This window comes from Mycobacterium sp. E802 (assembly GCF_001666875.1).
In the GTDB taxonomy this organism is placed as follows: Bacteria; Actinomycetota; Actinomycetes; order Mycobacteriales; family Mycobacteriaceae; genus Mycobacterium.
The window spans coordinates 1-13345 of record NZ_LZJD01000030.1 but is presented as its reverse complement, the minus strand read 5'-3'; the positions used below and the strand labels follow the sequence as shown (position 1 = coordinate 13345).

Annotated in this window: 11 protein-coding genes; all 11 read left to right on the top strand. The window is 67.4% G+C overall.

Annotated elements, in window-relative coordinates; translation table 11 throughout:
• The first annotated feature begins 3 nt into the window (after nt 1-3).
• On the top strand, nt 4-954 hold the full coding sequence (locus tag A5699_RS04520) for an alpha/beta hydrolase (protein WP_067766017.1): 951 nt from the start codon (nt 4-6) through the stop codon (nt 952-954).
• Nucleotides 955-957: 3 nt separating this feature from the next.
• A complete protein-coding gene (locus A5699_RS04515) occupies nt 958-2547 on the top strand; it encodes an NAD(P)/FAD-dependent oxidoreductase (protein ID WP_067766015.1) in 1590 nt (529 codons plus the stop codon).
• A 53-nt stretch (nt 2548-2600) separates the two neighbouring features.
• Nucleotides 2601-3935: an MFS transporter gene (locus tag A5699_RS04510; protein ID WP_067766012.1), complete on the top strand. Its 1335-nt coding sequence runs from the start codon at nt 2601-2603 to the stop codon at nt 3933-3935.
• Nucleotides 3936-4036: 101 nt separating this feature from the next.
• Entirely contained in the window at nt 4037-4594 is a 558-nt protein-coding gene (gene pyrR / locus A5699_RS04505) for a bifunctional pyr operon transcriptional regulator/uracil phosphoribosyltransferase PyrR (RefSeq protein ID WP_067766009.1), read from the top strand.
• Nucleotides 4595-4654: 60 nt separating this feature from the next.
• Entirely contained in the window at nt 4655-5608 is a 954-nt protein-coding gene (locus A5699_RS04500; protein ID WP_067766006.1) for an aspartate carbamoyltransferase catalytic subunit, read from the top strand.
• On the top strand, nt 5605-6933 hold the full coding sequence (locus A5699_RS04495) for a dihydroorotase (RefSeq protein WP_067766003.1): 1329 nt from the start codon (nt 5605-5607) through the stop codon (nt 6931-6933). Before A5699_RS04500 ends, A5699_RS04495 begins: the two co-directional genes overlap by 4 nt.
• Complete coding sequence (locus A5699_RS04490; protein WP_067766000.1) at nt 6930-7430, top strand: transporter; 501 nt, start codon at nt 6930-6932, stop codon at nt 7428-7430. Before A5699_RS04495 ends, A5699_RS04490 begins: the two co-directional genes overlap by 4 nt.
• On the top strand, nt 7427-8602 hold the full coding sequence (carA, locus tag A5699_RS04485; protein ID WP_067765997.1) for a glutamine-hydrolyzing carbamoyl-phosphate synthase small subunit: 1176 nt from the start codon (nt 7427-7429) through the stop codon (nt 8600-8602). Before A5699_RS04490 ends, carA begins: the two co-directional genes overlap by 4 nt.
• A complete protein-coding gene (carB, locus tag A5699_RS04480) occupies nt 8602-11955 on the top strand; it encodes a carbamoyl-phosphate synthase large subunit (RefSeq protein ID WP_067765994.1) in 3354 nt (1117 codons plus the stop codon). The genes carA and carB overlap by 1 nt, the downstream gene beginning before the upstream one ends.
• A 2-nt stretch (nt 11956-11957) precedes the next feature.
• The gene (pyrF, locus tag A5699_RS04475) at nt 11958-12770 is read left to right on the top strand and encodes an orotidine-5'-phosphate decarboxylase (protein ID WP_067765991.1); all 813 of its coding nucleotides are present in this window, start codon (nt 11958-11960) and stop codon (nt 12768-12770) included.
• Between the two features lie 356 nt (nt 12771-13126).
• Nucleotides 13127-13345, top strand: a 219-nt coding sequence (locus tag A5699_RS29800; RefSeq protein WP_157561081.1) for a hypothetical protein, incomplete at its 3' end; no start/stop codon positions are given.

The window sequence follows — 13345 nt, the reverse complement described above, 5'->3', positions numbered from 1 at the left end:
CTGATGGCGTTGGAACCGGTGACCCAGGCGCTGTTGGCGCAACTGGCCGAAACCCGCGATCCGCCAATGCATGAGGGTACGCCGGCGATGGCCCGGATGGCCGGACCCATCTTCGCCGGGATGAGTGGACGCGGACCCGAGGTGGCCGCGGTGCGCAACCTCAAGCTCGAGGGTGAGGACGGCGGGAGGTTCCGGGTCCGCGTCCTGATTCCCGACGGCGAATCCCGTTCGGTGATCGTGTATTTCCACGGCGGCGGCTGGGTGATCGGTGACATCGACCTGCAGTACGACCACCTCGCCCGGCAGCTGGCCAACCTGACCGGCTCCACCGTGGTCCTGGTGAACTACCGCAAGGCGCCCGAACATCGATTCCCGACCGCGCTGCAGGACAGTTGGATCGGGTTGTGCTGGGCCGCAGCGGAATTGACTTCTCCCGAGGTCCCGTTGGTGGTGGCCGGAGACAGCGCCGGCGGCAACATCGCCGCGGTGATGGCGCGGTGGGCCCGGGACCGGCACGGGCCCAGGGTCGATTACCAGGCCCTGATCTATCCGGTGACCGACTGTGACTTCGAGCGGCCGTCGTACGTCGCGCCGGAAAATCAGCTGATGCTCGGCCGCGACACCATGATCTGGTTCTGGGCGCACTACCTGCCCGACCCCGCCGCGCGCACTCACCCGGATGCCTCACCGTTGCGGGCCTCCAGTCTCGCGGGTCTTCCACCGGCGCTCGTCTATGTCGCCGAATACGACCCACTGCGCGACGAGGGCGTCGCCTATGCCGCCGCGTTGGCCGAGGCCGGGGTGAACGTGACACTGGAGGAGGCAGCCGGCCAGATGCACGGGTACTTCCAGATGGCCAACATCCTCCCCGGCTACCAGACGGGCATCAGGTTGGTCGCCGACCATATCGGGGCGTTCGTCGAGGCATCCCGATCCGGCCGAAAGGCGGTGTGAGCGATGGCCGACCGCGACGTGATCATCATCGGCGCCGGATTCGCCGGTCTCTACCAGCTGCACAGACTGCGTCGACTCGGGTTCGACGCGCACATCGTCGAGGCCGGCCCGGAGGTGGGCGGTACCTGGTACTGGAACCGTTACCCCGGGGCCCGCTGCGACATCGAATCGATCGAATACTCCTACTCGTTCGACCCCGACCTGCAGCAGTCGTGGAACTGGACGGAGCGATACGCCGCCCAGCCGGAGCTGTTGGCCTATGCCAGGCATGTCGCCGACCGCTACGACCTCCGGCGGGATATCACCTTCGGGACCCGAGTCGTGGCAATGGCTTTCGACGACGATCACAATGAGTGGACCGTCACGACGGATTCAGGCGACCGGGTCAGCGCGACGTTCGTGATCGCGGCCACCGGGTGCCTGTCCAAGCCGTTGGTCCCGTCCTTGGAGGGGCTGGACGATTTCGCCGGTGACATCCTCTGGACCTGGGACTGGCCGGACGACGCCGACCTCACCGGCAAGCGCGTGGCCGTCGTGGGCACGGGTTCCTCTGGGGTGCAGACGATCACCGCCATCGCCCCGACGGTCGGAGCACTGACGGTCTTCCAACGGACACCCCCGTATGCCGTCCCGGCGCAGAACCGTGTGATTGCCGACGAACTCGCCGAGGTCAAACAGCGCTACCCGCAGTTCCGGGAGATCAGCCGGCTGACGCGGGGTGGCGCGCAGTGCGGTGAGGGTGCCGAACTGCCCCCGTTCTTCGGTGATCTCGGTCCCGATGCGGTGCGCGGCGAGCTCAACCGGCGCTGGGACGACGGTGGATTGTGTTTCCAGCAGTCGTTCTACGATCTGCTGCTCGATCCGGTGGCCAATGAGACTGCCGCCGAGTATGTGCGGGACCGGATCCGGCAGAAGGTCGCAGATCCACAGGTTGCCGAGAAGCTGACGCCGCGGAGTTATCCGATCGCGGCGAAACGGCTGTGCGTGGACACCGGATACTACGAGGTGTTCAACCAGGACAACGTGACGCTGGTCGATCTCAACACCGAGCCGTTGCGCCGGATCACCGAGCGGGGAATCCTCGCCGGTGACACCGAGCACGAGTTCGACGTGATCGTGCTGGCCACCGGATTCGACGCCATGACGGGGGCATTGAATGCGATCGACATCCACGGGCTGCACGGCAGTCTCCGCCAGAAGTGGGCCGACGGGCCACGCACCTACCTCGGCCTGATGTCGGCGGGGTTCCCGAACCTGTTCACCGTCACCGGGCCGCAGAGTCCCTCGGTGCTGTCCAACATGCTCACCTCGATCGAGTACCACGTCGAGTGGATCAGCGCGGCGCTGGTGCACCTCCGTGCGCACGGGTACCGCCGCATGGAGGCCGATCCTGCGGCCGAGGACAACTGGGTCAACATCACCAACGACACCGCCGATCTCACGCTGCTGCCGCAGGCGGCATCGTGGTACATGGGCGCAAACGTGCCGGGTAAACGGCGGGTGTTCTTGCCGTTCGTCGGCGGTGTCGGCATCTACAAGCAGATCTGTGACGGCGTGGCCGTGGCCGGCTACCACGGGTTCGAGATCGCCTGAATCCGCCGCCGGGTGATACTGCTCTGGCAAGACTGCGGCGCGAGAAGAGGCAGATGACCCAGCAGGAGCAGATCGAGGGCGAGCCGGGCCGGACGCCCGGCGTGGAGCCGAACCCGATGAGGCGGGTGGCGTTCGCCAGCTTCGTCGGCACGGCGATCGAGTTCTACGACTTCTACATCTACGGCACGGCCGCCGCGCTGGTGTTCCCGAAGATCTTCTTCCCGGCCCTGAGCCCGACGATGGGCACCATCTCGTCGTTGGCCACCTTCGCGGCGGCGTTCTTCTCCCGCCCGATCGGTGCGGCGGTGTTCGGTCACTTCGGAGATCGCCTGGGCCGCAAGAAAACGTTGATCGCCACCCTGTTGATCATGGGGACCGCGACCTTCGCGGTCGGCCTGGTGCCCAGCGCGGCGTCCATCGGGGTGCTCGCGCCGATCATCCTGCTCAGCTTGAGGCTGTGTCAGGGCTTCGCCGTCGGCGGGGAGTGGGCCGGCTCGGCCCTGCTGTCGGCCGAGTACGCCCCCGGCGACCAGCGCGGCAGATACGGCATGTTCACCCAATTGGGCGCCGGCGCCGGGCTTGCCGTCAGCAACCTGGTGTTCCTCATCGCCAACGTCACCATCGGCGAGAAGAGCCCGATGTTCCTCGACTGGGGCTGGCGGGTGCCCTTCCTGTTCAGCGGGGTGCTGGTGGTCGTGGCGCTCTACGTCCGGCTCAGCATCGACGAGACGCCGGTGTTCGTGGCCGAAAAACAACGCGACGCGGTCCCGCGGGCCCCGTTGGGTGAGCTGGTGCGGACCCAGACCACGCAGGTGCTGCTCGCCGCCGGATGCATGATCGGCATCTTCGCGATGAGCTTTCTCGGTGGCACGTATCTGTTGAGCTATGCCGCGACCCGGATCGGGCATCCGCGCAGCCTCATCCTGACCGTGGGGGTCCTCGCCGGTGTCGCGCTCATGACGTTCACCGCGCTCTCGGCGATGTGGTGTGACCGCTACGGCAGGCGGCGGATCATCCTGATCGGCTTCGCCATCGCCCTGCCGTGGGCGTTCTGTGTGATGCCGATGATCGACACCGGCTCGCCGTGGCTGTTTGCGCTGGCGATCGGCGGCACGTTCGCCATCTTCGGGATCTCCTACGGGCCGATCGCCTCGTTCCTGCCTGAGATCTTTGCCACCCGCTACCGCTACACCGGTGCCGGGTTGGCCTTCAACCTGGCCGGCATTGTCGGCGGTGCGGTGCCGCCGCTGATCGCCGGCGTGCTGGTGAGCGACTTCGGCAGTTGGGCCGTGGGGCTGCTGATGGCGGTCTTCGTGATCGTCAGCATCGTCTCGACATTGCTGCTGCCCGAGACCAAGGGCGCTGCCCTGGACGCCGACGTGACGTGACTGCGGCGAGGCCGGCCGTTGCGGCCTGCTAAGCTACGGGGCAGTTCGACGTCCTTTAACGATCCGTCCCGAGAGGCGGAGAAGGAGGTCAGGGTCACTTCATGGGCTCTTCAGGTACCGACCGGGAATTGTTGTCTGCGGCGGACGTCGGCCGCACCATTTCCCGGATCGCGCATCAGATCATCGAGAAGACCGCGCTGGACGATCCAGCCGAGCGTGAGCGCGTCGTCCTCCTCGGAATCCCTACTCGCGGTGTGACGTTGGCCACCCGGTTGGCCGCCAAGATCGATGAGTTCGCGGGCGTCGAGGTCGCGCACGGAGCGTTGGACATCACGCTGTATCGCGATGACCTCAACTTCAAGCCACCGCGTCCGCTCGAGTCGACCTCGATCCCGGCCGGCGGCATCGACGACGCGGTGGTGATCCTGGTGGACGACGTGCTGTTCTCCGGGCGCTCGGTGCGCTCGGCGCTGGACGCTCTGCGCGACGTCGGTCGGCCCAGGGTGGTGCAGCTCGCAGTGCTCGTCGACCGTGGTCACCGGGAGTTGCCGATCCGTGCCGATTACGTCGGCAAGAACGTGCCGACCTCACGCAGCGAGAGCGTGCATGTGCTGTTGTCCGAGCACGACGATCGTGACGGAGTGGTGATTTCGAAATGACGAACGCTTGCGTGAGGAATCGACAACTATGACGAACGCTTGCGTGAGGAATCGACAACTATGACGACACGTCATCTGCTGTCGGCTGGGGACCTCACCCGCGAGGATGCGACGGCGATCCTCGACGACGCCGACCGCTTCCGAGAGGCGCTGCTGGGCCGTGAGGTCAAGAAGCTGCCGACGCTACGCGGCCGCACCGTCATCACCATGTTCTACGAGAACTCCACCCGGACCCGGGTGTCCTTCGAGGTCGCCGGCAAGTGGATGAGCGCCGACGTGATCAACGTCAGCTCGTCGGGATCCTCTGTGGGCAAAGGGGAATCGCTACGCGACACCGCGCTGACGCTGCGCGCCGCCGGAGCCGACGCGCTGATCATCCGTCATCCGGCCTCGGGGGCGGCCCAGCAGCTCGCCGAGTGGACCGCGGAGGAAAACGGCGGACCATCTGTCATCAACGCCGGCGACGGTACGCATGAGCATCCGACCCAGGCCCTGCTCGATGCGCTGACGATCCGGCAACGCCTGGGCGGTATCGAAGGCCGGCGCGTGGTCATCGTCGGTGACGTCCTGCACAGCCGGGTGGCCCGCTCGAATGTGACGCTGCTGAACACCCTGGGGGCCGAGGTGGTGCTGGTGGCGCCGCCGACCCTGCTGCCCACCGGGGCGAAAGACTGGCCCGTCACGGTGTCTTCTGACCTCGACGCCGAGCTGCCCGCAGCCGATGCGGTCCTGATGCTGCGGGTCCAGGCGGAACGGATGAATGGGGCGTTCTTCCCGTCGGCCCGCGAGTATTCGGTGCGCTACGGGTTGTCGGAGAAGCGGCAGGCCATGCTGCCCGGCAATGCCGTGGTGCTGCACCCGGGCCCGATGGTGCGCGGCATGGAGATCTCCTTCCCGGTGGCCGATTCCTCACAGTCTGCTGTCCTGCAACAGGTTTCAAATGGTGTCCACGTGCGGATGGCGGTGCTGTTCCATCTGCTGGTGGGTGCGGATCGGGAGGCGATCAGCGTATGACCGCGCAACAGGTACTCATTCGCGGGGTCCGTCTCTACGGCGAAGGCGACCAGGTCGACGTCCGGATCGCGGACGGGCAGATCGTGGAAATTGGACCTGGGATCGGTTCCGATGCTCCCGACGGGGCCGAGGTGATCGAGGCCCCCGGTCAGGTGCTGTTGCCTGGGTTCGTCGATCTGCACACCCATCTGCGCGAGCCGGGCCGCGAATATGCCGAGGACATCGAAACCGGTTCGGCTGCAGCGGCCCTGGGCGGTTACACCGCGGTGTTCGCGATGGCCAATACCGACCCGGTTGCCGACTCCGCGGTGATCACCGACCATGTGTGGAACCGCGGCCAGCAGGTCGGTCTGGTCGACGTGCACCCGGTGGGCGCGGTCACGGTCGGCCTCAAAGGTAAGCAGCTCACCGAGATGGGCCTGATGGCAGACGGTGTCGGCCAGGTTCGGATGTTCTCCGACGACGGTGTGTGCGTCGACGATCCGCTGGTGATGCGACGCGCCCTGGAATACGCCACCGGCCTCGGGGTGCTCATCGCCCAGCATGCCGAGGAGCCGCGACTGACCGTGGGCGCGGTGGCCCACGAGGGCCCCAACGCCGCCCGACTGGGGTTGGCCGGCTGGCCCCGCTCGGCCGAGGAGTCGATCGTCGCCCGTGACGCGATCCTGGCCCGCGACGCCGGGGCCCGGGTGCACATCTGCCACGCCTCCACCGCGGGTACCGTGGAGTTGCTGAAATGGGCCAAGGCGCAAGGTGTTTCGATCACCGCCGAAGTAACCCCACACCACCTGCTGCTCGACGACAGTCGACTCGCGAGCTACGACGGGCGCAACCGGGTGAACCCGCCGCTGCGCGAATCCAGTGATGCGCAGGCTCTGCGCCAGGCGTTGGCCGACGGCGTCATCGACTGTGTGGCCACCGATCATGCCCCACACGCGGAGCACGAGAAGTGCTGCGAGTTCTCGGTGGCCCGCCCGGGCATGCTCGGCCTGCAGACCGCGCTGTCGGTGGTGGCCGAGACCATGGTGCGGCCAGGTCTGCTGACCTGGCGCGGGGTCGCGAAGGTGATGAGCGAGGCCCCGGCGGCCATCGTCGGTCTGCCGGATCAGGGCCGGCCGTTGGAGGTGGGGGAGCCGGCCAACCTCACGGTGATCGATCCCGACGCGACCTGGACGGTCGAAGGTGACGAGCTGGCCAGCCGGTCGGACAACACCCCGTTCGAGTCGATGACCCTGCCGGCCACGGTGACCGCCACCCTGCTGCGCGGCCGGATCACGGCGTTGGACGGCAAAGCGGCTCCGGCCGGGCTGGGGCCAACGCCGTGAACACTCCCACGCTGATCGCATCGCTGGTGATGGCGGCCCTGCTGGCCGTCCTGATCGCGTTTCTGATCCGCCAGATGATGCGCGGCTGGCTGCACCGTGCGCAGCGGCAGGCCGAGATGATCGGCCACCTGCCGCCGCTGCCCGACACCGTCGGCGCGGCGATCATCCGGCCCACCAAAGGGATGTACGTCGGCAGCACGGTGGTGCCGCACTGGAATGACAAGGTGGCCGCCGGCGGCCTGGGCTTCCGGGCCAAGGCGGTGCTGACGCGCTATCCCGAGGGAATCATGATGCAGCGCAGCGGTGCTGGGCCGGTGTGGATTCCCGACGAATCGATCGTCGCGATCCGCACCGAGCGGGGGATCGCAGGAAAAGCATTGACGCACGACGGAATTCTGGCCATCAGGTGGCGGCTGCCCTCGGGCACCGAGATCGACACCGGGTTCCGCGCAGACAACCGCGCAGAGTACGACCGCTGGCTGGAGGAAGAGGCATGACGAGCACGAGCAATACGGACAAGCGCAACACCACGGCGGCGGGCCGCCAATCAGGCAAAGCGGTTCTGGTACTTGAGGACGGGCGCGTCTTCACCGGCACGGCATTCGGAGCCGTCGGTGAGACCCTCGGCGAGGCGGTGTTCTCCACCGGCATGTCGGGTTACCAGGAAACGCTCACCGATCCCAGCTATCACGGCCAGATCGTGGTTGCCACCGCACCGCAGATCGGCAACACCGGCTGGAACGGCGAGGACGGCGAAAGCCGCGGGGACAAGATCTGGGTGGCGGGTTACGCGGTGCGCGACCCCTCGCCGCGCGCCTCGAACTGGCGCGCCTCCGGGACGCTCGAGGACGAGTTGAGGCGACAGGGCATCGTCGGCATCGCGGGCATCGACACCCGCGCGGTGGTCCGCCATCTGCGGACCCGCGGGTCGATGAAGGCCGGCGTGTTCTCGGATGAATCGGCCACGGCGTCCATCGACGAGCTGGTGGCCCGGGTGCTGGACCAGCCCTCGATGTTGGGCGCGGATCTGGCCGGTGAGGTCAGCACCGACGCCGGTTATGTCGTGGAACCCGAAGGCCCGCACCGGTTCACCGTCGCCGCGGTCGATCTCGGGATCAAGACCAACACCCCGCGCAACTTCGCCCGCCGCGGCATCCGCAGCCACGTGCTGCCGTCCTCGGTCAGCTTCGACGCCATCGCCGATCTCAAACCCGACGGGGTGTTCTTGTCGAACGGCCCCGGTGACCCGGCCACCGCCGACCACATCGTCGAGGTGACCCGCGAGGTGCTCGGCGCGGGAATCCCGTTGTTCGGCATCTGCTTCGGCAACCAGATCCTCGGCCGTGCGCTGGGCCGGTCGACTTACAAGATGGTCTTCGGTCACCGCGGCATCAACATCCCGGTGATCGACCACGTCACCGGACGGGTGGCGATCACCGCCCAGAACCACGGCTTCGCCCTGGAGGGTGAGGCAGGGGAGACGTTCGACACTCCCTTCGGCGCCGCCGAGGTCAGCCACACCTGCGCCAACGACGGTGTGGTGGAAGGGATTCGGCTGGCCAACGGTCGGGCCTTCTCGGTCCAGTATCACCCCGAGGCCGCCGCCGGGCCGCACGATGCGAACTACCTGTTCGACCAGTTCATCGATCTGATGGCAGGAGAGAAGTAATGCCACGCCGTTCCGACCTCAACCATGTCCTGGTGATCGGGTCCGGGCCGATCGTCATCGGACAGGCCTGCGAATTCGACTATTCGGGCACCCAGGCCTGCCGAGTGCTGCGGTCCGAGGGCATTCAGGTCAGCCTGATCAACTCCAACCCGGCGACGATCATGACCGACCCGGAGTACGCCGACCACACCTACGTCGAGCCCATCACGCCGGAGTTCGTGGAGAAGGTGCTGGCCCAGCATGCCGAGCGGGGCAACAAGATCGACGCCGTGCTGGCCACGCTCGGTGGGCAGACGGCGCTGAACACCGCCGTCGCCCTCCATGACCGCGGCATCCTGGAAAAGTACGGGGTCGAACTGATCGGCGCGGACTTCGAGGCCATCCAGCGCGGTGAGGACCGGCAGAAGTTCAAGGACATCGTCGCCAAGGTGGGCGGTGAATCCGCCCGCAGCCGCGTCTGTTTCACCATGGACGAGGTCCGCGAGACGGTGGCCGACCTGGGCCTGCCGGTCGTGGTGCGCCCCAGCTTCACCATGGGCGGGCTCGGTTCGGGCATGGCCTATTCGGCCGAGGATGTCGAGCGGATGGCCGGTGACGGCCTGGCCGCCTCGCCGTCGGCGAATGTGCTGATCGAGGAATCCATCTACGGGTGGAAGGAATTCGAGCTCGAGCTGATGCGCGACGGCCGCGACAACGTGGTGGTGGTGTGCTCGATCGAGAACTTCGATCCGATGGGTGTGCACACCGGTGACTCGGTGACCGTGGCGCCGGCGATGACGCTGACCGACCGCGAATACCAGACGATGCGCAGCCTGGGCATCGACATCCTGCGCGAGGTCGGTGTGGACACCGGCGGCTGCAACATCCAGTTCGCGGTCAACCCGCGCGACGGACGCCTGATCGTCATCGAGATGAACCCCCGGGTGTCCCGGTCCTCGGCGCTGGCGTCGAAGGCCACGGGCTTCCCGATCGCCAAGATCGCGGCCAAGCTGGCCATCGGCTACACCCTCGACGAGATCCTCAACGACATCACCAAAGAGACCCCGGCCTGCTTCGAGCCCACGCTGGACTACGTGGTGGTCAAGGCACCCCGGTTCGCGTTCGAGAAGTTCCCCGGCGCCGACGCCACCCTGACCACCACGATGAAGTCCGTCGGCGAGGCGATGTCCTTGGGCCGCAACTTCATCGAGGCGCTCGGCAAGGTGATGCGGTCGCTGGAGACCAGCCGGGCCGGGTTCTGGACCGGGCCCGATCCCGACCTGACGGTCGACGAAGTTCTGCAGGGCCTGCGCACCGCGGTGGACGGCCGGCTCTACGACATCGAATACGCGCTGCGCCTGGGTGCCAGTGTCGAGCAGGTGGCCGAGGCCTCCGGCGTCGACCCGTGGTTCATCGAGCAGATCGCCGGGCTGGTCGCGCTGCGGGCCGAACTGCTGGAAGCGCCGGTGCTCGACGAGGAACTGCTGCGGCGGGCCAAGCACAACGGGCTGTCGGATCGTCAGATCGCCGCACTGCGACCGGAGTTGGCCGGCGAGTCGGGTGTGCGTGCGCTGCGTCGCCGGCTGGGAATCCACCCGGTGTACAAGACCGTGGACACCTGCGCAGCCGAGTTCGACGCGAAGACGCCCTACCACTACAGCAGTTACGAACTCGATCCGTCGGCCGAGACCGAGGTCGCCCCGCAGATCGAGAAGCCCAAGGTGCTGATCCTGGGTTCCGGGCCCAACCGCATCGGCCAGGGAATCGAATTCGACTACAGCTGTGTGCATGCCGCGACGACGCTCAGCGCCGTCGGCTTCGAGACCGTGATGGTCAACTGCAACCCCGAGACGGTGTCCACCGACTACGACACCGCCGACCGGCTGTACTTCGAGCCGCTGACCTTCGAGGACGTGCTGGAGGTCTACTACGCCGAAGACACCTCCGGTAAGGGGGACGACGGATCCGGACCCGGTGTCGTCGGCGTCATCGTGCAGCTCGGCGGCCAGACCCCGCTGGGTCTGGCCAAGCGTCTGGAAGAGGCCGGCGTGCCGATCGTGGGCACCGGGCCCGACGCCATCGACCTGGCCGAGGACCGTGGGCTTTTCGGTGAGGTGTTGGTCAACGCCGGCCTGCCGGCCCCGCGGTTCGGCACCGCCACCAGCTTCGAGCAGGCCCGCCGGATCGCGTCGGACATCGGGTACCCGGTGCTGGTCCGTCCCTCTTACGTGCTGGGCGGGCGCGGCATGGAGATCGTCTACGACGAGGCGACCCTGGAGGGCTACATCGCCCGCGCCACCCAGCTGTCCCCGGAACACCCGGTGCTGGTCGACCGGTTCCTCGAAGACGCGATCGAGATCGACGTCGACGCGTTGTGCGACGGCAACGAGGTGTACATCGGCGGGATCATGGAGCACATCGAGGAGGCCGGCATCCACTCCGGCGACTCGGCGTGCGCGCTGCCCCCGGTGACCCTGGGCCGCAGCGACATCGAAGCGGTGCGCCGCGCCACCGAGGCCATCGCCCACGGAATCGGCGTGGTGGGTCTGCTCAACGTCCAGTACGCGCTCAAGGACGACGTGCTCTACGTGCTGGAGGCCAACCCGAGAGCGTCCCGCACGGTGCCCTTTGTCTCCAAGGCCACCGCGGTGCCGCTGGCCAAGGCCTGTTCGCGGGTGATGCTGGGCGCCACCATCGCGGAGCTGCGCGAGGAGGGGCTGTTGAACAAGACCGGGGACGGGGCCACGATTGCCCGCAACGCTCCGGTCGCGGTCAAGGAAGCCGTGCTGCCGTTCCACCGATTCCGCCGCGCCGACGGGGCTCAGATCGACAACCTGCTGGGACCGGAGATGAAGTCGACGGGTGAGGTGATGGGCATCGACCACGACTTCGGTACCGCCTTCGCCAAGAGCCAGACCGCGGCCTACGGGTCGCTGCCGACCTCGGGCACGGTGTTCGTGTCGGTGGCCAACCGCGACAAACGTTCGCTGGTATTCCCGGTCAAGCGACTGGCCGATCTCGGGTTCCGTGTGCTGGCCACCGAGGGAACGGCAGAGATGTTGCGTCGCAACGGTATTCCGTGTGACGAGGTGCGTAAGCACTCAGAACTGCCCGGTGGAGCCCGCGATCTGCCGTCGTCGGTCGACGCCATCAAGGCCGGCGAGGTCGACATGGTGATCAACACGCCGTACGGAAACTCCGGGCCTCGCGTGGACGGTTACGAGATCCGTTCGGCCGCCGTCTCGATGAACATCCCGTGCGTGACGACGGTGCAGGGCGCTTCGGCGGCGGTGCAGGGCATCGAGGCGGCCATCCGCGGTGACATCGGGGTGATGTCGCTGCAGGAGCTGCACAGCGAGCTGGAAACGCGCTGACGATGGATGCTTTCGGGGCACGGTTGGCCGCCGCGGTATCGGAGCGGGGCCCGCTGTGCCCCGGCATCGACCCGCATCCCGAACTGCTGACCGCGTGGGGCCTTTCCGCCGATGCCGACGGGCTGGCCGCGTTCTGCGACATCTGCGTGACGGCGTTTGCCGGGTTTGCGATCGTCAAGCCCCAGGTGGCGTTCTTCGAGGCGTACGGCTCGGCCGGGTTCGCGGTGCTGGAACGCACCATGGTGGGGCTGCGCGAGGCCGGTGTGCTGGTGCTCGCCGATGCCAAGCGCGGTGACATCGGCTCGACCATGGCGGCCTATGCCGCGGCGTGGGCCGGTGATTCGCCGCTGGCGGCTGATGCGGTCACCGCGTCGCCGTATCTGGGTTTCGGGTCGTTGCAGCCCTTGCTGGACACCGCCGCGACCCATGGCCGCGGCGTGTTCGTCCTGGCCGCCACGTCCAATCCGGAGGGGCCGAGCGTCCAGCAGGCGGTGGCCGGGTCGCGCACCGTCGCGCAGTCGATCGTGGACGACGTGGCCGCGGTGAACCGGTCGGCTGGTGGGTCCATCGGTTCGGTCGGTGTGGTGGTCGGGGCGACCGTCACCGAACCTCCGGATCTGAGCGCATTGGGTGGCCCGGTACTGGCTCCAGGGGTCGGCGCCCAGGGCGGGCGTGCCGACGCGCTGGGCGGCCTGGGTGGGGCCCGACTGGTACTTCCCGCGGTGTCACGTGAGGTGCTGCGGAAGGGCCCCGTAGTGGCCGATCTGCGCGCCGCGGCCGAACGCTTGCGCGACGAGGTCGCCTATCTGGCCTGACTGCGCCGAGCGTATGAGCTGAGTTGGCCACGAAAACGGCGGCCTGCCTGGAGTGGCAGACCGCCGTTTTCGTCGTGTCCCTGCGCCTCTCTGCGCCGTTTTCTGCGCCTGGGTTGTGGTCGTTGCCTTGTCGCGACCCTGCGGTAGAAAGCGGTGGCAGTGCTGTTGTCTCTGCGCCGTTTTCCACGCCTGGGTTGTGGTCGTTGCCTCGCCGCGACCCTGCGGTAGAAAGCGGCAACCGGGTCGAGAAGTGCCCGGGCACAATCAGTTTGAGCAGCGAGTCATAGTGGGATCCAAATACCGAACAGCCAGAAGCCCCAGTTGTTGAACTGCTGGTTGAAGAACGGTGTCACCCAGTGGCCGTTGTAGTTGAACGGTTGATGGTCGAACCGGCCTTGATCGATCCCACGCCAACCCATGTTCGGTGGCGGAGGGGGAGGGGTGTCCCACGGGCCACCGCCTGGCCCACCCGGCCCGCCACCGGGTCCACCGGGATGGCCAGGACCGCCGCCGGGACCGCCCCGGCGCCGCTGACCAAGGAATTGATCGAGAAGCGTTACGCCGTCGCGGGTAAG